The following is a 22,888-nucleotide window of genomic DNA, read 5'->3' on the forward strand; positions in this document are numbered from 1 at the left end:
GAGAGAGTTTAGCACTTGCCTTGCCCTGTTCCCGATCGCCGCTGGCTAGCCCACCATTACCGGCATGATGTAGACCGCCATGGCGATGCATGCCAGCCACACCAGGGCCAGAATCTGGAGGACGCGGTCCTCCAAGGCGATCTCGTCCGGTGCACCGCCATTGCCGCGGTCCACATCGGCGGCATAGCGCAGGATGGCGATGGTGAACGGCACCATGGAGATTTGGTACCACACGCTGGCCGGGCCATCAGACTCATTGGAGAGCTGGAAGCCCCACAGGGAGTAGGACATGACCACGGCAGTAGCCGCCAGCGTCCAGACGAAGCGCAGGTAGGTGGGCGTGTAGCCCTCCAGGGATTTGCGGATCTTGGCGCCCGTGCGCTGGGCTAAAAGGATCTCCGAGTAGCGCTTACCCGAGGCCATGAACAAGGAGCCGAACGCAGCCACCAGCAGGAACCACTGGGACAGCTCGATGCCCGCCGCCACGCCGCCGGCCATGGTGCGCAGCATGAAGCCGGAGGACACCAGGGCGATGTCAATCACCGGCATGTGCTTCCAGCCGAAGCAATAGCCCAGCTGCAGGCCAATGTAAATGGCCATGACGATGGCGAGCTGCAGGCCCGCCGTGGCCAGGAAGGACAGGCCAATCGAGCCGATGATAAGCACGGCCGCCATGACATAGGCCAGGCCCACCGGAAGCACGCCCGCTGCGATCGGGCGGAAGCGCTTCGTTGGGTGCGCACGGTCAGCCTCCACATCGCGGGCATCGTTGATGAGGTAAATGGAGGACGCGCCCATGCAGAAGACGATGAAGGCGAGGAGGACGTCGAGTAGCACGCGCGAATGAAACAGCGAGTCCGCACCCGCGGCCGCAGGGGCGGCCAAGACCAGGACGTTCTTGACCCACTGCTTGGGGCGCAGGGCCTTGACCATGCCGTCGGCGAGGTTCTTCGGGGGCTTGCGCTTGCGGCCGGTATCGATGCCGGAGGTGTGCGGCTCAGAGTGGAAGACTCTCTGCTCACCGTCGTCGACGCGGTTTGGTCGTTCGCTCATGCGGTCTTCCTTTCATAGCGGTGACATGCTTCCGCGGTGGCGGCCCCCAGCAGGGCGCCGAACGCCGTATCGGATGGGTAATGTACCCCGAGCACCATACGCGAGGCCATCATGACCGGCACACCGACGAGCGGTGCCGGGGTTCCCATGACGTGCGCGGCACCCACGAGGAACGCCGTTGTGGACGTCGCGTGAGAAGAAGGAAACGACAGCTTAGACGGGGTTTTCACGCCCACCTTGACGTAGTCATAATCCGGGCGCTTGCGGCGCACAATGCGCTTGATCACAACGCTGGCCGCGTGCGCCGTAAAAGCGCCCACGCCAACAGCCACCCACTGGCGGCGGCGCGCCGGCTTCTGGTAATTCACGGCAGCACCCAGACCAGAGAGAGCCAGCCAGCCCAGGGCGTGCTCGCCGAAGTGGCTTAAGCCCCGCGCGGTGGGCAGAACGCCGGGGGCCTCGAAGGCCACGTCCTGAATCTTCTCGAGGACGTGGGATTCGGCGATAGACAGCTTATTGGGCATCGAAGACCTTTCGCCAGGACTCGCGGGAGGTCAGCTCCGGCAGGGCCGCGCGGTACTCGGCGCGCAGGTCATCGAAGTTCTCCTCGATTTCCTTGAGCAGCTCGCGGGTGGATTTCACCAGCTCGAGGGCCAGCTCTCGGTCGCGCTTGCGGAAGGCCACGCCGGTGCCGCCCGCGGTGGAGACGGTGGCGGAATCGACGCGGGAGAGCGTGAACCAGCGGGCCTCCTCCGGGGTGAGGTTGAGCTGCGGCGCCTCGTGATGGGCCGGGTCTTCCTTGGTAACCAGGTGCTTGGCAGACTTGATGAGCCACGGAATCTTCTTGATCTTGCCCAGGCGGCCGCCGATGTTGCGGGTGGGCACGCCCGGCGCGCCGGTGGGCGCGGGCAGCTGATCCGCCGACTCGATGATGACGGCGTCCGGGAATTCCTTGCGGATCGCCGCGATGCGCGGCAGCGAGGACTCCAGGATGTCGAAGAGCTGATCCGGGCCGGCCAGGAAGTCCTTCATGGCCTCCAGCTGGATGGCCATGGTGGAGTACTCCATGCACATGGTGTGCTTGAGGGTGGACTTGAAGATGGACTTGGTAATCCCGCGCGCATCGCCCTCGTGGTAAAGGGCCGCCACGATGAGGCGGTTGCGCAGGTGGAAGTAGGCCTGCCAGTCGATGGCATCGTCCTTATCCGCCCAGGCCATGTGCCAGATGGCAGCGCCCGGCCAGGTCACCGTGGGGAAACCGTGGGCGGCGGCGCGCAGGGAGTATTCGGTGTCATCCCACTTGATGAACAGCGGCAGCGGCTGCCCGATGCTCTCCGCGACGACGCGCGGGAAGAGGCACATCCACCAGCCGTTGTATTCCACGTCGACGCGGCGGTGCAGCGCGCGGGAGTCGTACTTCTTCGGGTCGAGGTGGGACTGGGCGTCACCGATGGCGCGCAGCGGGTACTTGGCAAAGTCGTGGTCGTAGACGGCGTGCTCGGCCGCACCCCACATAAAGTCGGCGCGGTTGACGCGCTCGCCGGTGGTACGCAGCTGGGAGCGCTCCTGCAGGTTGAGCATCTGGCCGCCCACGATGAAGGGCTTGGCGGCGTAGCGCGCCGCTTGGACCGCACGGAGGATGGAATCCGGCTCGATGGCGATGTCATCGTCCATGTAGAGGATGTAGGGCGAGTCGGTATTCTCCAGCGCCTCGAACATGATGCGGGAGTAACCGCCCGAGCCGCCCAGGTTTCCCTGGCGGAACTCGCGGAAGCGCTCACCAAAGTGCGCCACCGCTTCGTCGTAGCCCGGCTCGTCCGCCGGGTGCTGGTTGCCCTGGTCCGGCATGAGGACGTAGTCGATGATGCCGTCCACCACCGGGTCCTCCGCCAGCGCCTGCAGTGCCGCGACGGCGTCGGTGGGGCGGTTAAAGGTCGGGATGCCCACGGCGACGCGCTTGTCCTGCGCCGGGTACTCACTGCCGTCCGGTAGGAGCTGCGGGTTCGGGGCGTGGGGGGCGCACCAGGAGGCGTCGGCAAGCACGGTGTCCTCAACGGCAGAGGCATCGAACCACAGCAGGCCGCCGTCCTCGAAGTTCTTCAGGGGCAGCTCAAACTCGTGGTGGCCGGTGGTCACCACGTGGTTGGCCACGGCGATGCGCTGGCCATCCTGCTTGGAACGGTAGAGGGAAATGTTGGCCTCGCCCTCGACGTCCATCACCAGCACGATGGACTTCAGCTGAGACCAGCGGCGCCAGTAGGCGGCCGGGAAGGCGTTGAAGTAGGTCTCGAAGGAGGCTTCCTCGCCGGCCGGGATGGTCACGGAGGTGCGGCCGCTCCAGCTGAGGCGCTCGCGGTTTTGCTCGGACTCGATGAGGTAGAGCATGCGGACGTCGACCGGCTCGCCACGCTTGGGCAGCAGGATGCGCTGTACGGGTTCGTACGCAGCAGTATTGTTGGCAGTCACGATATCTTCGGTTCTCCACACAGGTTTCGACAGTATTCAGGAACCAAGATTAGTGGTTTCGCACTCTTCAGCTGAGTTCCCACGCGGCTGAAAGCTAAGCCGAGAGGGGTGCATCCTCCGAGATGGGTTCGATGCCCAGACGGTTGAGCATGTAAAGCACGCGGGCGCCGAGGTCGTCAGCCAGCTCGCGGGTCTCCTCTACGGTTTCTGCCGTAGCGATATCCCAAATCTTGATGTCCTTGCCGACTTCGTCGCCTATGATTGCGGCGCCAAAAGGAAATCGACCTCGATGGTCACGAACTCGTGGCCGCAATTGTCAGAGGCTCAAGAGAGTGTCGAATCGGAGGGAGATTGAGAAAGTAGAGAACAATACTGACTAATTTTTCGCTAACTGACAACTATTAACTCTGTGCAATAAGAAGGATACTCCTCATAGCAACACATGATCAGTGTGTCTTTCTTCCTATTTCAGTCAGCTCAAAGAGTCGACTTTAGCGGACCTCTTCCCAACTGCTCCCCAAGTGAGATAAACGCCGGTACAAACAAGAAATGCTGCAAAAAGAACGCCAGCAAGGGAAAACGAAACCTTCAGAGAAATCCCCGCCATCACATGCCCCAATGAGGAACCAAGGATGGGCCTGACCCCCGACGTGTCTACTCTCCGGGGGTCAGGCCCCAAGCCCACCCGTGGAGTTCACAACCTATATAGGAACACGCCCCGACGAGGTGACGAGAATCCCCTCGTCGCTGTCGGACGGCGGTTTCCCGACCGGTGGCCCGGCCGCCGGCAAACCTCACCCGCGGCCGCCCGGGCCCTGTCCATGGCCAAGCCCAGTCTGGTGCCCCCGGCGCCAACGACTTCCGGTGCCACCCCGGGACGGTGAATTGCCCGTCATCCTCATTCCCGGGACCGGGTCGTCGAACAGCTCATCGGTACCGGTGCCTCGAACCACGGGCCCCGGGAGCACAGCGCAGCCGATCGCTTTGACGTCCACCCCGAGATGCGCCACGGATACTCCCGAAACGCCGGCAAAACGAACGCGCTTGCCTGGGAACAGCAGATCTCCGGTTCCATGCTGCTGAATGAGCTGACCATCGGCGACATCACTCGACCGAGCGTGCGGTACACCTTCCTGGGCACGCGGCACGACAATGCCGTGCTCCCCCACTAAAACTCCTTCGTGCGGGAACCCGGCGTCACCAACATCACCGTCCAAGACGTGTGCCCCGCCCACCGCACCGAGCACTACGGCTTCAATTACGCCCCTGTCGCCCAGGGCATCGTCGAGGACCCGCTGACCGGGACGGCGTGGCGGGACCACTGCACCGGTACCGGACCGGAGCGATAGTCCTCGACGGACGAGGATCAGGCGCCCGGGGAGCCTCCCGTCCGGCACGTCCACGACTCGGCGTAGCGGCCGCCCTTCGCCAGCAATTCATCGTGCGTGCCCCGTTCTGCGACCGTCCCGTCCTCCGAAAGCACGACGATGAGGTCGGCATCGCGGACGGTGTGCAGGCGATGGGCGACGACGATCACGGTGTGATCGCCGCGCAACGCTTCCATCGTGCCGACAATCGCCTGCTCAGTGGCCGCATCCAGCGAGGACGTTGGCTCGTCGAAAAGCACCACCGGGGAATCCTTCAGAAGCGCCCGGGCGATGGCGACGCGCTGCCGCTCGCCTCCCGACAGCAGCGTCCCCTCCTCCCCCACCGGGTTATCCCACCCGGAAGGCAGCAGCTCCACGATGCGGTCCACCCCGGATCGCCGGGCGGCCTCGCGCAAGCGGTCTCCGTCGCCGGGCTTGGAACCGAATCCGGGGTCGGCGAAGACCACGTTGTCCCGCACGGACGCGTCGAAGAGGAACGTCTCCTGGAACACCGGGGTCACCAGCGAGTTTACGCCGTCGGTGCCGATCCGAGGCAAGGGCACCCCGCCAATGAGGATCTCCCCCGAGTCCGGATCATGAAAACGCGACAGCAGCCGCATGACCGTCGTCTTGCCCGCCCCCGACGGTCCCACTACGGCAACCAGTGCTCCCTGAGGTGCACGGAAGCTGACGCCGTCGAGAACCTTCTTATCCCCGTACCCGAAGCTCACGCCGCGGAACTCCACGTCATGCCCGTCGGGCAGCTCCGGTGCGGCAGGCTCGGGAAGGGCGGGGATCGCCCGCAGGTCACGCAGCGCAGCCAACGTGTTGCGGCCCGCGCCGAAACCGCCGGACAACGCTCCCGCCGTGGTGATCGGTCCGGTGAACTGGACGACCACAATGAGCATCGGCGCCAAATGCGCCGGTGACATCCCGCCCGTCGCGGCGACCGCCACGGCGACGACCACCGCCGCCGTGAACACCGCATGGACGACCGAGCCCAACCGTCCGATGGCCGCGCCTTGCGTCGACGTCGCCTTCGCGAACGCATCGTGTTGGGCCTGGATCGCCTCATCCACCATCGCGTCCGCCGCCGAACCGTCGCCCGCGGCGCGAATCACCTGCTGGCCGCGGGTGAACTCGATCAGCCTGCCGGAGACGGCAGCTACGGCGTCAGCATGCGCTTCGTCCGACTCCCCGCCAACCCGGCCAATGGCCCGGTAGGCGAAGAAGAGCACCGGCGCCGACGCGACGAGAACCAACCCGACGCGCCAATCCACCGCCAGAATTCCGAGAGCGATGACGGTCGGCGCAACCACAGCAGCGATGACGGGCCTCAGGATCACGTGCGGCACGGACGCCGCGAACGCCATGCCCGAAGACGCCATCTCCGAAAAGCGGCCGGCCGTGGACTTGGTGACGTACCCGAGTGGCAACGTCAGCACGCGTTCGCCCAGGGAACGCAGCAGGGACGACAGCACCGCTGCGGAATTCGCCCTGCCGACCGTCCCCGCGGCGAGGGACAGCACCGCATGGGCGGCCGCGAGGCCGGCGATGACGCCGGTGAAACGCCACGCCGTCGCATCATCTCCCACGGCCAGAGCCGACAGCAGCGGCAGCAGCGCGACGAACGCCGCACCCTGTGCCAGCGCGGCAAGCGCGGCCAACGCAATGAGCCACGCCAGCGTCATCTTCGAGCGCCGATCCGTCATCGACCACAAGTCCCGGATCATCGGTTCCCTGCCTTTTCATCGTCTGCTTCAGTGCCCCGCGGGGCGGATGGTTCGTCGTCGAGCGCGAACGCGCGCCACAGATCCCGGTAGCGGCCACCGCGCGCAAGCAACTCGTCGTGGGTGCCCGCCTCCGCGACCGCTCCCCCATCGAGAACGAGGATGCGGTCGGCGTTGCGGATCGTGCTCAATCTGTGCGCAATCACGATCACCGTCCGCGAACGAGCCAAACGCTCGATTGCGGACTGAATGAGGGCCTCGGAAGCCGGATCCGCGTAAGCGGTTGCCTCGTCGAAGATGAGCACCGGCGCGTCCGTGACAATCGACCTCGCGATGGCCACGCGCTGCGCCTCACCACCGGAAAAGGTCACGTCGACGTTGACCACCGAATCCAGGCCCTTCGGCAGCGCCGCGATGACCGTATCGAGGTTCGCGAGCTTCGCGGCCGCCATGATTTCGCCGTCGGTGGCGTCTCTCCTGGCCAGCCGGATGTTCTCCCGCAAGGGCAGCGTGAGCAACTGCGGATCCTGGAACACCACCGACACCGAACGGTGCACGTCGCGCACGGCGATGTCGCGAAGATCGTCGCCGCCCAGCAGCACCGAGCCTTCGACAGGGTCGTGGAAACGTGCCAACAGCCGGGCGACGGTGGACTTTCCGGAACCGGAGGACCCCACCAGCGCCGTGAGGGTCCCCGGTTCGAACGTCGCGGACATCCCGTCGAGGACCCGCGGCCCATCCCCGTAGGAGAAGACCAGGTTCCGAACCTCGAGCGCGCCCCCGCGCGCGGGCACCGGATCGGCGGGCTCGGCGATCGGCGGCGTGCTCAGCACCTTCGCAATGGACTTCAGAGCGGCGAGCCCCGCGATGATGGGTTCGGAGTTCATGGCCACCCGCACGATCGCCGCGGAGAGTCCAAGGCCGAGAACCAGCCCGGCGACGAGACCCTCGGGTTTGCCGCCCGCGGTGTCCCTCAAAGCGAGGCCGGCGCCGCACACCACTGCGAGGACCGTGATCGGGGACGTCACCACGTCGATGAGCCCGAGATAGATGTTCGACTGCCGGGACCAGGCGGACCACGCGCGGACGAACGACGACGCCGCAGCATCGTAGCGGCCCGCGCCCTGGTTGGCGCGTCCGAAGGACTTCATCACAGGGATGCCGCGCACCAACTCGATGACCGCAGCCGTCACTTTTTCAGAGGCTCGCTCGTAGTCGCGCTGAAGATCGGCTCCGCGCGAAATCATCATGCCCATCAGGGCGAAGGTGACCAGCACTGGGACGACCGCCACCGCCGCGATCCGCCAATCGACCGCGACGAGCGCGATGAGGGAAAGCAGGGGAACCAGCACCGCCACCACGGTCTCGCCGACGGTGTGGCCCATGAGCTGGTGGACGGCCGCGACGTCCTTCTCAACCGACCCGATGATCCCCGACGAGCGCCGGGCGTCCAGCCAACCCAGCGGCAGCTTCCGGATATGGGCAACCAACCGGCGCCGGAGGTGGAGCTGCAGGTCGTTATCCGCCCGGTGCGAGAGCATGCCGGCGGCGCCGTCCGCAGCCATTCGCACCGTCGCGGCGACGACGATGACAACCACGGCCAACCACGTCCGATGCACCGGGGCCTCCGGGTACGTCATCGCGATGTCGATGATGCCGACCAGCGAAGCGACGGTAGCCACCGACGACAGGACGGACAACGCGACCACCGCACGCATCCGGGTCCGGATCGGGGCGAGCAGCGACCACGGGCCGACGGTCCCGTCCACGGCGCTCACTTCCCCGCCTCCCCGATCGCGCTTTTCTTCGCGAGAGTGCAGAAATACACCATGCCGGCGCGTGAGGCTCCGTCCAGCTTCAGCCCGTTGGCTTCGGCGAGGTCCTCGAGCTCGCTGCCCCGGAACACCCGGTGGCCCATCTTCGCCATGACGGCCATGTCGACCCGCTCGTTCACGTCGGGATCCTCGACGAACGTCTGCACGTAAGCGATGCCGCCGTCGGCGAGCAACCCGGAGACCCTGCCGAGCGCGGCTCCCGCATCCTTCATTTGGTGGAGCGCGCCACACACCCAGATTTCACAGGCCCCGCCGGGCTCTCCCGCGAGCGGCGTGAGGATGTCGGCAACGTGGAATTCCGTCCGGGCCCCGAGCCCGTCGGCGGCGGCGCGTTCGCGGGCGATGCGGATCGCATTGGGCGACAGGTCGTAGCCGACGATGTTCGCCCTGCGATAGCGAGACTCAGCGGCGAGCGTGCGGGCGAGCCACCCGGTTCCACAACCGAGGTCGAGGACCCGGGCCGGCGCATCCGGCCCGGGATCCAGCGCACGGAGCTTCCGGTACACGGCGGCGGCGTCCATCGGTTCGCGCGCATAGCGGCTTAGGAACCTCGGCTCGACCTTGTCCTCGTAGGCCGCGAGGAGCCTGCGGTTGTTCTGGACGATCTGGGCGATCGACTTCATCTGGTTCTGTCTCCGGGTGTGTGGGCCGCGTCCACGCGGCGGTTTCGGGTTAGATGCTCGGATTCGCGGGCCGTCATGCAGACTCCCCCGGCCTCGTTTTCACGGCGATGCCCCACGCCGCGAGCACGGCGATACCAAAGAACCAGGCCGCGCAGACCACCAGACCCGCAGCCCCGGTGCCGTTGACGGCCTCGCCGGCCGCGGATACGGGGGTGTGCCCGGCGATTCCGCGCAGGAGGGGACGGAAGTGGTCGGCGGGCATGAGCACCGTGTTGACGAACATCGCAACGATGATTAACGGGATGAGGGCCACGGAGCCCTGGGGGCTGGTGATGGAGAACGCGATGTACGTGCCGGTGCATGCGGCCGCCGCGGCAACCATCGCGCCGGTCACCGCGATCCTCCACCACCAGGACGCCTCAGGGGGGCTGTCGGAAAGCAAGGCGGCCACCGCCGCGACGACGACCGACATCGCCATGATCCGGATGAACTCAGCGATGATCCGTGCGACCGGCACGGCCGCGTACGGCGCCGGCATGGTGATCAACCGCTCGTGGAGGCCATTGCTGCGTTCAACGAACACAGTGGACGATCCCGTGATGGCCAAGATGAACGCCCACGTCGTCACGACCAGGATGACCGCGTTCGGGAGTTCGAACTCTCCGGTGAGCTGCCTGACCAGGCTACCGAACATGCGGTTGACGATGAACAGGTACACGAGCGGAGCAATGAACGTCATGAACCAGAAGTCGGGGCGCCGCAGCCAAATGTGGGCAATGCGCCGCAGATGCACGAAGATGGGGCCGATCATGATTCGCTCCTCGAGGTGAACCGGCGGATGAACAAGACGATTCCGGCGACCGCCGCGACACCGAGCCACAGGGCTGCCTCTTCCCCGGCACTATCCGGGAAGGCATCCGGGGACGCCGCCCTGATCACCTCGATGATCGGCGAAAACGGCATGTGACGTACGACGTCGCGCAGGGAGCCGTCCAAAGCGGTCGCCGGAATGAACGCGGTGGAGAACATGAGCAGCAGCATTTCCAGCGCCTGGATCGATGAGGCTGTCGACACCGGGGCGGGCACCATCAGGATCACCCCGTCCGTGACCAGGGACAGGACCGCGGCGGCGAGCAGTGACCACAGGACTGTCCACGCGACGTCACCGAGAGCCATGTCGAGGCCGCAGGACCACGCGACGACCAGCAGCGCCGCGATCGACGCGGACATCCGCAGCACATCGGTGGCGAGCCTGCCGGCGACATAGCCGCCTGTGGCCCCGGGCAGCACGCGCACGCGGTCAACGAGCCCGGATTCGACGTCCTGTCCCACCGCCATCGCCGACGCCGCGGCGGTGAACATCGCCGCCTGGAACAGGCAGCCGCCGAGCACGAAACGCAGGTACCCGAAGCCGGATTGCCCTGCCGAGTACCCAAACACCGCGTACAGGCACAGCAGGAAGAGGGGAGGAACGACGAACATGGAGATCAGCGACGCGGTGTTGCGTCGCAACAGCAGCAGATCCCGACGGAGGAACGCCGCGACCGACGTCGCACTCATCGCGCCGCACCCCCTGCGTTCATCGATATGAATACCTCGTTGAGGGTGGGTGGCGACACGCTCAGCGAATCCGGCAACGCTTCCGAGGCCTCCATCGCCTGCGCCACCGCCTCGAGGACCTGCGGTCCGGGGTCGACGTCGAGGGACACCGACTTCCCCGCGACGCGGACGCCGTCCAGGCACGTTCGTCCGAGGCAGCGGGCGAACGCCTCCGCCTCGGCGGTGGTGGCAAAGGACACGCGGAGCACGTGCGACCCGAAGTCGCGGCGCAATTCCTCCGGCGTTCCGCTGGCGACGATGCGGCGGTCCTTGAGCAGATGGACGTGGTCTGCCAGCGCCTCCGCCTCTTCCAGGTACTGGGTGGTCAGCACCAGGGTCATTCCGTCGTCCCGCAGTTGCCGGATGAAGCCCCACAGCTCTTCGCGGCTGACCGGGTCCAGCCCCGTCGTGGGTTCGTCGAGGAACAGCAGCCTGGGCACGACGCACAGCGACGCGGCGATGTCGAGACGGCGCCGCATGCCACCCGAATAGGCCGACGCCAACGTCGAAGCACTGTCTGCGAGCGAGAATTGCGCGAGCAGTTCCGTCGCGCGGGCGGCCGCGTCGGCGCGGTCGAGTCCGCGCAGCCGCCCGAAGAACTCCAGGTTCTCCCGGCCGGTGAGGTTCTCGTCGATCGCCGCGAATTGGCCGGTGGTGGCAATGTCGGCGCGCACGCCCGCCGGATCCTCTTTCACATCGCGCGAGAAGATGCTCACCTCGCCGGAGTCTGCGGTGATGAGCGTCGACAGGATTCGGATGAGGGTGGTCTTGCCTGCGCCGTTGTGGCCGAGGAACGACACGATCGACCCGGCGGGCACGGTGAAACTCACGCCGTCGAGCACATGCTTGCGCATCCGGGCGCCGCGCTTTCCCTTGCGCCCGCCGTCCGGCGGAGCACCTGCCCCGCCTTCGGGCGCGGTGCCGGCTTTGCCCGCAATCGGGTAGCTCTTCGTGAGGTCGCGGACGACGATCGCCGCACCCCGTTCAGCTTGATCCGTCATCGTTTCTCCTTTTCTTTGGTGTCGCAGTGGGCCGCTGCCGGCAGTGGCCCCGTGGTCGGGTTGTCATGCGGCGTTTCGATATGGATGCCCGCATCGCGGGCGAAGGCGAGGACCGGTTCGAGGAGCCGGGGGTGGCTGACGAGATCCCGGCACCCCGGCGCGACCGGCTTCCCCGCGACCGACGCAACGGTGGCGGCGGCAATGGCCGCGGTCATTTTGTAGGAACCCGGGCCAGTTGCCCGGACGACGGTTGTCTCGGCCGCCGGCCCCGCATCGCCCGCGCCGGCGTAGACGCAGCCCCAGAACGCCCGGATGAGCCCGCGGTTCTCCGAAACTTGGAAGATCACGCGATCGCCGGGGCCGATGCCGGCTTCAGCCAACCGAGTCGCAGCCGCCACCGCCTCCGCATGGACCCGGCCGTACGGGACGAGGACGTCCCGCCGATTCTCGACGAAGGTGATCCCCTTCTTCGTCTCATCGGCCTTGTCCCGAAGCACGTCGCTGATGGTCCGGATCGTGTTCACTGGTACCTCTTTCGGTTGCCGGCGCCATGCCGGTGCCGGGCGGACCGGGCCCGCATGGCGCGACCCGGAGGATGTGTCTGAAGGGTTGAAGCAACTGGGTGGGGCGCGTCTCCGTACAGGCTCGGAAACGCTCGCGGGCTCGGGGCCCGCCGGTTCCGGGTGCCCGTCAAGTCACTGCGGACACCAGGGCGGCAACGAAGGCCGCGGCGGACGCTGCAGCCGCGAAACCGTCACGCACTCGCCAGGGGTGATCGGTGCGGAAGGTACGTCGCGGATGGCGGCCGAAGTTGCGCATCACCAGGGTCAGGGACAGCTTTTCGGCGCAGCGCACGGCGCTGACGAACAGGGGAAAGGCGATGCGCGCGGGCGTCGTCGCGCGAATGAAGCCGGAGCGGAAAGACTGCCCCGGTCGCATCGAGCGCAATCTAATCGCCCATGTCAGCTGGGGGATTTCGCTGCGCAGGAACGCCGCGATGCTCACCCCGGAAATCGCTATGGTGCACCATGTGTAGGGCACCCGGAGGCGTTGCACCATGGCGTCGAAAAGCTCCTCGACGCGCATACACGCGGAGACCAGGACCGTCCCCGCAAACACGGCCGTCAGTAGCAGTCCGTGATGGATGCCGTGGCGGACAGCCTCCGCCGGATCCCCACTGCCGTAGAACTCGGAGCGCCACCCGAGCAGGCCGAAGAACACCCCGATCAACAGGACGAGGAGGACCTTCCCCGCCGTCGCCCGAACGTCGCGTTCCGCGATCGCAGCGAGTGCGAGGAACGCGACCCCCGTCAGAGCGAGAACGGCGTCTCCGCCGGAGAGCAGCCCGGCGACGAGGACGAGCATCACCGCCGCGACAATCGTGATGGCGTTCAACCCCGCGCGCCTTCGAGCGGCGGATCCACTGGTCCAGGGGCTTTCGTCCAAGGACGTCCGTGCGCCGGCCGCGGGCAGTGCGCGATCCCGCCGGGACGACTCCGGGGAAGCCGGCACGTCGGCTGCGGGACCGGACCAGGCGACCTTCCCTTCGGCGACGATGCTCGCCCGATCCGCCCACGTTCGCGCAGCACGGCGGTCGTGGCACGTGAACACAACGGTTCCGCCGGCCCCTGCGTATTCCGCTAGGGCATCCAGTACGATGCGCGAGCTCGGCGAATCCAGATGCGCCAACGGCTCGTCGAGAAGCAGCAAACGGCGATTGGCCGCCACCGCCAGGAAGATGCCCAACCGTCTTTTCTGTCCGCCCGACAGGACGAACGGCGAGACGGGGTCAAGTGCCCGGGGGCACAAGGCTTCCCGCAGTTTCCACAGCTCATCGGCGCCGAGTGGTCCGTGCGGGTCCGTGCCGGCCAGCGCGGAGTCGATTTCCGCGGCGACGGTCGCGCGGGTGAACTGGTGCTCGGGGTTCTGGAACGCCAACGACGCGAAGGCGTCGGGGACGCGCCGGGCGGACGCGCCGTCAATCCGGAGGTCCGCTCCCGCCTTCATCTGGCCCGACAGCACCGCCAGCAAGGTGGACTTACCGACTCCGTTGGCACCGACTAGGGCATGAATCTCGCCCCGTTCCAGTGTCAGATCGGCCCCGTTCAGGATCCGCTCCCTGCCCCGGGCCACATGGGCTCCGGTCAAGGCCAGCAGTGGAACGGCGTCCGCCTCCGATTCCGGATCGGCGCCATCCCCGGCTCCCCGGGGCCTTCGCCGCCGGTCCGGACTGAGACGGTCCGGTGCCCCCGTGCCCGGCGTACTGGCGTCCGGCGCTCCGGCGGTCGCGGCCGACGTCGCAATGCCCTTCACCGCGATACCCTCCGGCGCTCCGTGCGCGGCGACGCTCCCGTCCGCATCGAGGATTGTCACCGTGTCGACCCACCCGTCGAACGGACGGAGGTCGTGCTCGATGAGCAGGATGACGCGCCCCGGGGCCCGCAAATCACGGATGGCGGCGAACAGCGCCCGCCGACCGTCCTCGTCGACGTGGGCGGCGGGCTCGTCGAAGATCATGACCTCCGGCGCCCTGGCCACCGCACCAGCGATGGCCATCCGCTGGCGTTGCCCGCCCGACAAAGCCCACGGATCCTTCTCCGCGAGCTCTGACAGCCCGAGCTCCGATAGAGCCTCGGCTGATCGCTTGGCGACGATACCGGCTTCCACGAGGGAAAACTCGAGGGCCATGGCCACGTCATCGACGACTCGGAGCGTGAGCACCTGCGTCGCCGGGTCTTGCCCGACGAAGGTGACCCGGTCCCCGTCCACGGGGCGTTCGGTGCCGTCGGCATCGACGATGTGCACGAATCCGGCATGGTCGATGGGGATGTGCGAGGGAATCAGTCCAGCGATGAGGTGGGCCAGGCTTGTCTTTCCGCATCCCACGGGTCCCGTGATGGCGTTGATCGTGCCGAAATCGAAGGAGAGATCCACCATGTCGGGTGCCCATCGCCCATCGGCGTGCCGCACGCCCGCGCCCCTAACCCGTAACCGGGCCGGGGCCGTCCCGCGTGTCGCACCGGCGCACGCGGGTGCTCCGCCGGTCACCGGGTGACCCCGCGGCTGCGAAGCCCCTTTGCGACGGCAAAGCCCAGGACCAAAAACACCAAGCTCGAGGCCAAGGCTACGGCGAAGCTGATCAGGGTCATGGGCGTGGTCGGCGAGTCGACGCCAACTGCGCGCGGGGCCATCGTTCCCATCAGCGCGGAGAACAACATCGCCGACGCCACGAACTGGGTACGCGTCCACCGCCGGTACAGGGTGACCATGAATGGAAGCTCGATGAGCAATCCTTCCATGATCAGCGCCCCGATCGCGGCGACGCCGAACGGGGTGGTCGCCGCGGACACGACGCCCATGGCAAGGCACGCAATGAGGCTCGCGCCAGGCTTGCGGACGACGATGAGGGGAACGACGCACTGCAGGAACCACAACCCGAGCGTCGCCGCGACGAGATAAACGTGGGCGATGCCGGCGAACACCTGCAGGTAGGTCAGGGGCACGACGACGAGAGACCCCGCGACGCCGATCGCGGCGGCGACGAGCATATCGCGGGTGGATGGTCGGCCACCCGCTGCGACCGGTGCGACGTGTACCAACCGCCCGTCGTCCGTCTGCGACGCCACCGCGTCGCCGTCGCCCGTCCCGTCCGGGCCCGCGTCCCCGACTCCCCCTCCGGAGAGGGGTTCTCTGGTCGATCCACGTTTTCTGTTCATCGTCGCCGCCTCGCTTCCGTTGCCGATTCCCGATCGGAACATAACTTGAAACAGTATTAGGTTAGGCAATCCTTATCAACTTATGCCAGACTCGAATTATTGACTTTGCCCCCGCTTCCCCCCATTACGTTGTTAGCAGTTCCACCTCAGGGCACCGAAGATTCATAGCCTGTCCACCCGATTGGGCTGGTTATGTTTATTTCCGGTCCCTCCGTCTGAAAGGACAGTGGAACTAGTCGCTGGCTTCGGTATGGCTTGTTCCCGCCCCTGTCTGAAAATGATCCGGGGGTGATGCCGCCGAAGACAGTGACATCCTCAAACTGCTAATAGGAACCCGACCCAGCCCAGGTGGTATGAGGTCTCACAGTAATGTGGATGCCAGCGCAAGCATGTCCGACAACCCCAGCGATGAAGCTTAAATAGTCCAACTTCTCATTCATCGCTAGGAGGCATACACCCATGGCCTATGACTTCGTCATTGGCGTAGACGTCGGCAAATACTTCCACCACGCCTGCGTCCTCGATCCCCAAGGCAGGCAAGTCCTGTCCAAACGCATCAATCAGCATGAAGGCTCGCTACGCAAGCTCTTCGGCCAATTCCTCGCCGACAACGCCTCGGTCCTTGTTATTCCCAACAACATCGGCCGGTTGACCGTCGCAGTCGCCCAAGACATGGGGGCAGATGTTCGCCATCTACCAGGGCTTGCGATGCGGCAGCTCTCTCGCATCCACGTCGGCAACTCCAAGACCGATGTACGCGACGCCTACGTCATCGCCCATGCCGGTCTTAACCTTCCAGATTCCCTGCGCAGTGTCGACCGCGTTGAGGAAGTCTTTATCCAGCTGATTTAGGCCGTGACAGCGGCATCCTCCGAGATGGGCTCGATTCCCAGGCGGTTGAGCATGTAGAGCACGCGGGCGCCGAGGTCATCGGCCAGCTCGCGGGTCTCCTCCACGGTCTCGGCGGTGGCGATGTCCCAAATCTTGATGTCCTTGCCGGCCTCGTCGCGCGGGATCTCGCGGCCCAAGTACACGATGTAATCCGGGATGGTCACCAGACGCAGGTCCTCGAGGTAGCGGTCCGGGTGCTCCGCCATGCCGCGCTCTTGGAGCACGTGGGCCATGTGGGAGTCGGGGTCGTTTTCGGGGTGGGCTACGGCGGCGTCGACAAGCAGGGCCTCGCCGGCGTACTTCTTCGTCAGCGCTACGGCAGCCTGCGCCAGCGCGTGGTCAGCTCCTGCGGCGAAACGCACGTGGATGCGGTGGGTGCCGAAGTGCTCGCGGACCTCGCGCTCCACCATCACGGGGATGAACTCTTCTAAGGTTGCGCCGGCCTCGTGGCGCTCAATGGTGGCGTCGAGGAAGGAATCAATCTCCTGCGCGGTGTACTCGTGGCCATAATCTGCGTGCAAGTCTTGGCGCAACGTATCGAAACGGCGGGCATTCGGGGAAGTCATCTCTAAACTCACTTTCTGTTCGCCTATTGTTAACCTGCTGTTAACTTTAATCAATCGTTGAGCGTCCGACAAGTTTTATGTGCGGCGTCCCGGCCCCGTGCGCTGGCGAAACCTCCCAAAGAAAGGCCAAAGGCCTGCCGGGTGTTCCGGCAGGCCTTCCTGGATTGTTCCTTCTTCTTATCGGGAATGCGCGTTGCGCGACTGCGCAGCTTGAGGTGTTCCTCGAGCCGCTCCGGGGACATCTTCCACATGCTGCGGTCTGCACGCTTCTTCTTGCGCTGGGCCATGCCGTCACCTCCTTCCATCGAGGTGTCTCAGCATAGCGCGCCACGGGGACTAACCCGTACAGGCCGCACGCGGCTTAGTGGCCGCGCTCCTGTTCCAGGGCCTTGCCCTCATTCCAGAACGGGGCCAGCTTGTTATCGAACATGCTCAGCGCGGACGCGATGGCCATATGCATATCCAGGTACTGGTAGGTGCCCAGGCGGCCACCAAAAAGAACCTGGTTCTCGCGGGCCTCAGCGGCGGCGAGCCTGCGGTAGGCCTCCAGCTTGGAGCGGTCCTCCGGGGTGTTGATCGGGTAGTACGGCTCATCGCCCTTCTCGGCAAAGCGCGAGTACTCCTTCATAATCACCGTCTTGTCCTTGGGGTACTTATCGGCGCGCTCCGGGTGGAAGTGGCGGAACTCGTGGATGCGGGTGTAGTCCACGTCCGCATCGTTGTAGTTCATCACCGGGGTGCCCTGGAAGTCACCGGTCTCCAGCACCTCCAGGTCGAAGTCCAGCGTGCGCCAGCCCAGCTCACCCTCGGCGAAGTCGAAGTAGCGATCCAGTGGGCCGGTGTAGACCACCGGCGCGCTTGGCGACGCCCCCCGCACCTCCTCGCGCACGTCGAACCAGTCGGTGCCCAGACGGACGTCGATAAGCTCGTGCTCCGCCATCTTCTCCAGCCAGGCCGCGTAGCCGTCGACGGGCAGGCCCTCGTAGGTGTCGTTGAAGTAGCGGTTGTTGAAGGTATAGCGCACCGGCAGGCGCGTGATGTTGCCGGCCGGCAGCTCCTTCGGGTCGGTCTGCCACTGCTTGGCCGTGTAATCACGGATGAAAGCCTCGTAGAGCGGGCGGCCAATGAGCGCGATGGCCTTCTCCTCCAGGTTCTGCGCCTCATCTACGGCGAACTCGCCGGCCTGCTCCTTGATGAGCTCACGCGCCTCATCCGGGGAGTAATAGCGGCCGAAGAACTGGTTAATCAGGCCCAGGCCCATGGGGAACTGGTAGGCCGTGCCGTCGTGCATGGCGAAGACGCGGTGCTGGTAGTCGGTGAAGTCGGTGAACTGGTTGCAGTACTCCCACACGCGCTTGTTCGAGGTGTGGAAGAGGTGCGCGCCGTACTTGTGGACCTCGATGCCGGTCTCCGGCTCGGCCTCCGAGTAGGCGTTGCCGCCCAGGTGCTCGCGGCGCTCGACGATGAGCACCTTCTTGCCCAGCTGGGAGGCTGCGCGCTCGGCCACGGTCAGGCCGAAGAATCCAGATCCAACAACGATGAGGTCATATGCAGTCATGGCCACCAGCTTAAGGCAGCAACACGTGCAAAACGGCGGGTGACACCCAAGCGAGGAAACTCGCGTGTCACACCTTCTTTCACTCCAACACCTGACGTACCATCTGTCCCGTTAGTTAACTTTTTGCGCTTCTCTTAACCTTGTGGCGCCACCATCCTAGGGAGTAACAGTGCACCTCAAACGTCGTCTTGTTCCCGCGAAATCGACGTGGTCAACGCCGGTTATCGCCACGGTCACCTCGATCGCTGTGGTCGCTGCCGCAGCCGTGGGCGGCCAAACCCTCATCCAGACCCAGGAAGCGGGCAGCGGCCCCATCGAAGTGAGCTCGGCCTCCGAAACCTTCGGTTCTGGCGAAACGGTCGTGGTGGATGACCCGGCCATCGCAGCCCAGGGCGAGGGCGAAGGCCCGCGCGCCGTCAAGCAATTCCACCGCGATGAGACCTTCTCCTCCTTCGCCGTCACGTGGAAGGGCACGCGCGATGTCGCGGCCTTCGTCCGCGCGAAGCAGCCGGACGGGTCCTGGTCCGAGTGGTACGACATGGACTCGATGTCCTACAACAACGATGACCCCAACGCCACGAACGGCACCGAGCTCATCTTCGTGGGCGATACCAACGACGTGCAGGTCTCCATCAACAACGTAGACTTGGTGACAGGGTCGAACTTGGATGAAAAACTCACCGAGTCCCCTGTTGAGGACGCCGCGCTTGACGACGCCTCCTTCAACGTCGGCGACATCGCCCCCGTTGCCGAGACCGAAGAGCTTCCGGCCAACAGCGACGTCGAAGGCCTCGAGGCTGTCTTCATGGACGGCAACGCCCAGGAGGGCGAGGGCATTGAGCCAACCGCTGAGACCGACGGCATGCCGCGCGTGGTTTCGCGCGCCGGCTGGGGCGCGAATGAGAACATCCGCTGCAAGGGCGCCGACTACGACGACGGTGTGAAGGCCATCGCGCTTCACCACACCGCGGGTTCCAATAACTACACCCGCGCGCAAGCAGCCGCGCAGGTGCGCGCTGCTTACCAGTACCACGCGCAAAACTTGGGCTGGTGCGATATCGGATACAACGCGCTGGTGGATAAGTACGGCACTATCTACGAGGGCCGCTACGGCGGTCTCGCTAAAGCTGTGCAGGGTGCGCACATCGGCGGCTTTAACAAGAACACGTGGGGTATTTCCATGATCGGCAACTACGAGACTGCGCAGCCGACGGAAGCCCTCTTGGAATCTGTCACCGACCTCGCCGGCTGGAAGGGCGCCATTTCCGGTGTCGATCCGACCTCCCGCGTCTCCCTTCGCTCGGAAGGCTTCGGTGGTTCGCGCTACCCGGCTGGTGCCCCTGCCCCGGTCTACGGCCTTTTCGGGCACAGCGACGTTCACTTCACTGCCTGCCCGGGGCGCTACACCATCGCCCAGTGGCCGAAGATCCGCCAGGCGGCGCACAAGAAGTACCTCGCCATCAAGTCGGGCGCGTCGGGCTCGACGTCAACGGACTGGGGCAGCGGCAATACCTCTACCCCAGACTCCTCTGGCTCTGCGCCGAAAAACAATGCGCCGTCTGCTCCCGCACCGGCTGCCCCGGCACAGGAGGCAACGTCCTCGCTGGGTGATACCGAAATCCCGATGGGCACCATCACCGCACTAGTCGGCCTGGCTGGCACGCTCTTCGCCATCATGTACGCCCGCTCGGACCAGCAGATTGACACGGATAAGACGGTCAATGGCCTGCCGGTGGAGCAGATCCCGGGCATCGTGACCAAGGTGTTGGCCCTGAGCAAGAACAAAGGCCTGAAGCAAACGTGGACGGCAGTTCTCAATGCCTTCGGCCCAGCACTTGGCCTGGCAGTTGGCGGTCCGGATGAGTCGGCAGGCATCATCTACCAGCTCTTCCAAAACGGCGTCGTGCTCAGTTCCGAAGACACCGGTACGCACGCGCTCGTGGGACGCATCGCCAAGGAATGGGCGTCTGGCAACAACTCGGCAACGCTCGGCTTGCCGACGTCCGACGAAGTCCCCACCGGCCTCGGCAAGGAAGTCCGCGTGCAGTTCCAGGGCGGATCCATTGTCTACAACCCGGAGACTGAGCAGATTCAGGTCTTCACGGACTAATCCCCAAACACCCCTAGCCGCGTTTAGCTAGGGGTGCCGCCGTTGTGTCACTCATTGCTTTCAGTCACGCTTCGACGAGGTGGGCCGTCGCCTAGCGTGAGCGTGTGGGATCGCCGATGTGGCGGGAGCCACCCGGTGGCTTCCGCTTCGGCATTGTTGAGGGTTTAAATATCCGGTGGCGCTCCGCCCAAGACGCCCCCAGTGACCTGCTGCTTCAACGCCGCTTGCGCTGCCTGATACGCCGGCTGGGAAGTAATCGGCTCCGCCCACGGTGGCACATAATCCACCCCACCCCGCAGCCTGAAGACATAACCAGCACCCGTCGGCTTATCCGGATCATCATCATTGATGCCGTTGTGATAAGCACACAACATCGTCAAATTCGGTGGATCCGTCGCCCCACCCGCCTTCCACGGCACTAAATGATGCACCTGACAATAATCAGCCGGCTTATTACACCCCTCACGCGCACACGTCGGATGCTCCGCACTGGCCATAATCCGCTGCTCAAACCCAGCCAAACGCCGCACCCTGTGCAACCACACCGGCCCAATCGTTGGATGCACCAACGTCACATACCCAACCTCAGCAAACTTATAAGTGACAAACTCCCGGCCAGTCATCCGCCCACCATTGGTGAGTACTAGCTCAATATCATCGCCCTCACCCCGCACAATCCGTTCCAACTCATCCAAGGTCACCACCACATTGGTAGCCACCGCAGGCTTAGAACCGCCATGCGCCTTATTAAAGAACACCTGACCTGCCGCATCCAACAAATCAGCCGGATTAATCGACTCCAATGTCCCGCGCATCTCACTAATGCGCAACGCTGAATCAGTAATCGTCAACGAATGCGGACCCGACGCCCGATACGTCAACCTCACCCCAGGTTCAGGCACCCGCCGCGGCCGCAACTGCTTCAACCTCTCCCTCGCCACCTTCGGGATACGGTCTGCTGGAGTCCCCGCCAAGCGGACACGCAGATTCCACGCATCCAACTCTTTTTTCACCTTAGCGGTATAGGACTCAATCAAACTCAACGTCGCCACATCATGCCTGTGAGAAGCAGCAGCCGCACGCGCTTGGCGCTGTTTACCTGTAAAACGCGTCGGCCCAAAATACACCCCATACAACCCAGCCAACTCCGCAGCATCAGCCCTTGATGCACCACGCGCGCATAAATCATCCACACTGCCTACCGCAAGCCCCACAAGCTCCAACCCCGACCTGCGATAGGAGAAATAAGTCTCCAAATCCCCCATGCGACAAAGATTAAAACACCACCACCCACCCCGCAACCGGAGGCAGAAAACCCTCAGGTTCCGCCACAAATAGGGCCGGTAGCGCGGGGTTTCACGGCCACAGCAAAGCGGGGTACAGCAGTGCTAGAACCAGCGCTCGAGGACCTTTGCCACGCCTGCTTGGTGGTGCGCTAGCGTCACCGTATCTGCGGCCGCCGCGACATCCGGGTGAGCGTTTTCCATGGCAACACCGCACCCGGCCCACTCGAGCATCTCGATGTCATTGGGCATATCACCGAATGCGATGATCTCCTCGCGAGCAATACCATGGTGCTCGGCCAACCACTTAATTCCACGGCGCTTCGTCACGTTGGGGGCCGCGACCTCGAGGATGCCCTCGGACATTGAGTAAGTCACGTGGGCAAGCTCGGGATCGATGTGCGGAGCAATAAGCTCGTAGAGCTCCGGCGCGGAGAACGCCGTATTGCGGATCAACAGTTTGACCGCCGGACGAGACACCAACTCCCCCACGCTGACCAGTCCAAAGCCTTCGAAGAGTGCGTTCTCCGAATAGTGCGACTCAACGACGAAGAGTTCCTCAACCGGATCCATAACCGAGCCTCCCGTGCGTTCCGCACCGAAGCCAACGCCGCCATGGGGCTCGAGTACCTTGGTCGCCACCTCCACGATTTCCGCGAGGGCCTGCGGCGAGAGCTCGTGGGCGGAAAGCACGCGGTCTTCCGCCGAGTCATAAATCACCGCGCCATTTGATGTCACGCACACTGGGCGCACGGTCAGCTGCTCCAGCACGGGCATGATCCAGCGGAAGGGCCGGCCAGTTGCCAAGGCGAACGCGCTGCCCGCAGCTACCGCGCGGGCCACTGCTTCGCGGTTTCGACGGGGAACTCGGTGGTTCCGGTCCAATAAGGTGCCGTCGATATCACTAATGATGAGGCGCGGAGCGCGGTCCGAAAATACGTCACTGGCCATAGCCCCGAGTCTACGTCAGGGCGACACGCTCAATGGCGTGCCCGCAACGCGAGTAACCACCACAGCGCTAAAACCCCGCCACCGCGTTGCACCCCGCCGCAATCCGTCACACCTAAAACGACGAAAGCGGCCGCCACGA

General features: G+C 65.0%; 20 protein-coding genes and 2 pseudogenes. 3 read left to right on the plus strand and 19 right to left on the minus strand.

Annotated features, from left to right (window positions below; translation table 11 throughout):
• Nucleotides 1-45: 45 nt before the first annotated feature.
• The 5 genes and pseudogenes from HMPREF2808_RS07455 to HMPREF2808_RS13345 all read right to left on the minus strand — a co-directional run bounded on the left by HMPREF2808_RS07455 (nt 46) and on the right by HMPREF2808_RS13345 (nt 4,688).
• Complete coding sequence (locus HMPREF2808_RS07455; RefSeq protein WP_070523811.1) at nt 46-1,053, minus strand: decaprenyl-phosphate phosphoribosyltransferase; 1,008 nt, start codon at nt 1,051-1,053, stop codon at nt 46-48.
• Nucleotides 1,050-1,577, minus strand: a complete 528-nt coding sequence (locus HMPREF2808_RS07460) for a phosphatase PAP2 family protein (RefSeq protein WP_070523814.1) — start codon at nt 1,575-1,577, stop codon at nt 1,050-1,052. The genes HMPREF2808_RS07455 and HMPREF2808_RS07460 overlap by 4 nt, the downstream gene beginning before the upstream one ends.
• The gene (locus HMPREF2808_RS07465) at nt 1,567-3,519 is read right to left on the minus strand and encodes a glycosyltransferase (RefSeq protein WP_070624345.1); all 1,953 of its coding nucleotides are present in this window, start codon (nt 3,517-3,519) and stop codon (nt 1,567-1,569) included. The genes HMPREF2808_RS07460 and HMPREF2808_RS07465 overlap by 11 nt, the downstream gene beginning before the upstream one ends.
• A 94-nt stretch (nt 3,520-3,613) precedes the next feature.
• Nucleotides 3,614-3,772 (minus strand): annotated as a pseudogene (locus tag HMPREF2808_RS07470) (protein tyrosine phosphatase); the annotation flags it as partial.
• 541 nt (nt 3,773-4,313) lie between these two features.
• Nucleotides 4,314-4,688: a hypothetical protein gene (locus HMPREF2808_RS13345; protein WP_141746424.1), complete on the minus strand. Its 375-nt coding sequence runs from the start codon at nt 4,686-4,688 to the stop codon at nt 4,314-4,316.
• A 12-nt stretch (nt 4,689-4,700) separates the two neighbouring features.
• On the opposite strand from HMPREF2808_RS13345, the gene HMPREF2808_RS13515 reads away from it, so the two are divergent.
• On the plus strand, nt 4,701-4,868 hold the full coding sequence (locus HMPREF2808_RS13515; RefSeq protein WP_154736589.1) for a hypothetical protein: 168 nt from the start codon (nt 4,701-4,703) through the stop codon (nt 4,866-4,868).
• A gap of 17 nt (nt 4,869-4,885) precedes the next feature.
• Here the strand turns inward: HMPREF2808_RS13515 and HMPREF2808_RS07475 are convergent, their stop codons facing one another.
• The 9 genes from HMPREF2808_RS07475 to HMPREF2808_RS07515 all read right to left on the minus strand — a co-directional run bounded on the left by HMPREF2808_RS07475 (nt 4,886) and on the right by HMPREF2808_RS07515 (nt 15,222).
• The gene (locus HMPREF2808_RS07475) at nt 4,886-6,619 is read right to left on the minus strand and encodes an ABC transporter ATP-binding protein (RefSeq protein WP_070517736.1); all 1,734 of its coding nucleotides are present in this window, start codon (nt 6,617-6,619) and stop codon (nt 4,886-4,888) included.
• The gene (locus HMPREF2808_RS07480) at nt 6,616-8,394 is read right to left on the minus strand and encodes an ABC transporter ATP-binding protein (protein WP_070624346.1); all 1,779 of its coding nucleotides are present in this window, start codon (nt 8,392-8,394) and stop codon (nt 6,616-6,618) included. Before HMPREF2808_RS07480 ends, HMPREF2808_RS07475 begins: the two co-directional genes overlap by 4 nt.
• Entirely contained in the window at nt 8,391-9,074 is a 684-nt protein-coding gene (locus tag HMPREF2808_RS07485) for a class I SAM-dependent methyltransferase (RefSeq protein WP_070624347.1), read from the minus strand. Before HMPREF2808_RS07485 ends, HMPREF2808_RS07480 begins: the two co-directional genes overlap by 4 nt.
• A 73-nt stretch (nt 9,075-9,147) precedes the next feature.
• Nucleotides 9,148-9,885, minus strand: a complete 738-nt coding sequence (locus HMPREF2808_RS07490; protein WP_070523826.1) for an ABC transporter permease — start codon at nt 9,883-9,885, stop codon at nt 9,148-9,150.
• Nucleotides 9,882-10,634 (minus strand): ABC transporter permease, encoded by a 753-nt coding sequence (locus HMPREF2808_RS07495; RefSeq protein WP_070517740.1) that lies wholly within the window; start codon nt 10,632-10,634, stop codon nt 9,882-9,884. The genes HMPREF2808_RS07490 and HMPREF2808_RS07495 overlap by 4 nt, the downstream gene beginning before the upstream one ends.
• Nucleotides 10,631-11,674 carry an ABC transporter ATP-binding protein gene (locus HMPREF2808_RS07500; protein WP_070531848.1) on the minus strand — a complete coding sequence of 348 codons (1,044 nt, stop codon included), beginning with the start codon at nt 11,672-11,674 and terminating at the stop codon, nt 10,631-10,633. Before HMPREF2808_RS07500 ends, HMPREF2808_RS07495 begins: the two co-directional genes overlap by 4 nt.
• The gene (locus tag HMPREF2808_RS13740) at nt 11,671-12,198 is read right to left on the minus strand and encodes a hypothetical protein (protein ID WP_246816483.1); all 528 of its coding nucleotides are present in this window, start codon (nt 12,196-12,198) and stop codon (nt 11,671-11,673) included. The genes HMPREF2808_RS07500 and HMPREF2808_RS13740 overlap by 4 nt, the downstream gene beginning before the upstream one ends.
• Before the next feature lie 166 nt (nt 12,199-12,364).
• Nucleotides 12,365-14,611 (minus strand): ATP-binding cassette domain-containing protein, encoded by a 2,247-nt coding sequence (locus HMPREF2808_RS07510; protein ID WP_232770745.1) that lies wholly within the window; start codon nt 14,609-14,611, stop codon nt 12,365-12,367.
• Nucleotides 14,612-14,718: 107 nt separating this feature from the next.
• Nucleotides 14,719-15,222 (minus strand): ECF transporter S component, encoded by a 504-nt coding sequence (locus tag HMPREF2808_RS07515; RefSeq protein WP_230307979.1) that lies wholly within the window; start codon nt 15,220-15,222, stop codon nt 14,719-14,721.
• Nucleotides 15,223-15,849: 627 nt separating this feature from the next.
• Between HMPREF2808_RS07515 and HMPREF2808_RS07520 the strand changes: the two are divergent.
• A pseudogene (locus HMPREF2808_RS07520) lies at nt 15,850-16,236 on the plus strand (IS110 family transposase); the annotation flags it as partial.
• 2 nt (nt 16,237-16,238) lie between these two features.
• Here the strand turns inward: HMPREF2808_RS07520 and HMPREF2808_RS07525 are convergent.
• The 3 genes from HMPREF2808_RS07525 to glf form a co-directional block, all read right to left on the minus strand.
• Entirely contained in the window at nt 16,239-16,847 is a 609-nt protein-coding gene (locus tag HMPREF2808_RS07525) for a three-helix bundle dimerization domain-containing protein (protein ID WP_046647606.1), read from the minus strand.
• Between the two features lie 50 nt (nt 16,848-16,897).
• On the minus strand, nt 16,898-17,134 hold the full coding sequence (locus tag HMPREF2808_RS07530) for a hypothetical protein (protein ID WP_046647607.1): 237 nt from the start codon (nt 17,132-17,134) through the stop codon (nt 16,898-16,900).
• Nucleotides 17,135-17,208: 74 nt separating this feature from the next.
• Complete coding sequence (glf, locus tag HMPREF2808_RS07535) at nt 17,209-18,405, minus strand: UDP-galactopyranose mutase (protein ID WP_070624348.1); 1,197 nt, start codon at nt 18,403-18,405, stop codon at nt 17,209-17,211.
• A gap of 169 nt (nt 18,406-18,574) precedes the next feature.
• Here glf and HMPREF2808_RS07540 point away from each other — a divergent pair, with 169 nt between their 5' ends.
• The gene (locus tag HMPREF2808_RS07540) at nt 18,575-20,515 is read left to right on the plus strand and encodes an N-acetylmuramoyl-L-alanine amidase (protein ID WP_070624349.1); all 1,941 of its coding nucleotides are present in this window, start codon (nt 18,575-18,577) and stop codon (nt 20,513-20,515) included.
• Between the two features lie 164 nt (nt 20,516-20,679).
• On the opposite strand, the gene HMPREF2808_RS07545 is transcribed toward HMPREF2808_RS07540, so the two are convergent.
• Nucleotides 20,680-21,780 (minus strand): HNH endonuclease signature motif containing protein, encoded by a 1,101-nt coding sequence (locus tag HMPREF2808_RS07545; RefSeq protein ID WP_070624350.1) that lies wholly within the window; start codon nt 21,778-21,780, stop codon nt 20,680-20,682.
• 123 nt (nt 21,781-21,903) lie between these two features.
• Nucleotides 21,904-22,749, minus strand: coding sequence for a Cof-type HAD-IIB family hydrolase (locus HMPREF2808_RS07550; protein WP_070624351.1), 846 nt, complete (start codon nt 22,747-22,749; stop codon nt 21,904-21,906).
• Between the last annotated feature and the right edge of the window lie 139 nt (nt 22,750-22,888).

Origin of the sequence: Corynebacterium sp. HMSC078A10, assembly GCF_001811565.1 — a bacterium.
Classification (GTDB): domain Bacteria; phylum Actinomycetota; class Actinomycetes; order Mycobacteriales; family Mycobacteriaceae; genus Corynebacterium; species Corynebacterium hesseae.